Genomic DNA, 265 nt, shown 5'->3' with positions numbered 1-265 from the left:
AGAGCAAGGAATACGATCCGCGCTTTGGCACACTGACCGCGCTGACGGGGCCCAATGCCCTGACGACGCGCCTGCAGGTCGATGATTTCGGCCGCACCGTGCGCGAAACGCGCGCCGATGGCGGCAGTACCGTCACCGCCTATTGCTATTTGCCGGACCGCGAGATTGCCGACACCAGTTCGAACAGCGCGCACTGTCCGGCACCGCCGCGTGCCGAATGGACACCCGAGGCAATCAGCTTTGTCCACGTCGAGCCGCGCAACAG

Annotated in this window: 1 protein-coding gene; it reads left to right on the top strand. The window is 64.9% G+C overall.

The window, feature by feature from the left end; translation table 11 throughout:
- Positions 1–265 (top strand): RHS repeat domain-containing protein (locus GYK42_RS28990; RefSeq protein ID WP_166450297.1); only part of this gene is annotated, 265 nt, incomplete at both ends.

This window comes from Janthinobacterium lividum, assembly GCF_011601275.1.
Classification (GTDB): Bacteria; Pseudomonadota; Gammaproteobacteria; order Burkholderiales; family Burkholderiaceae_D; genus Janthinobacterium; species Janthinobacterium lividum_E.
Note: the sequence above shows the minus strand (reverse complement) of the source record. Positions and strands in the feature narration are given on the sequence as shown.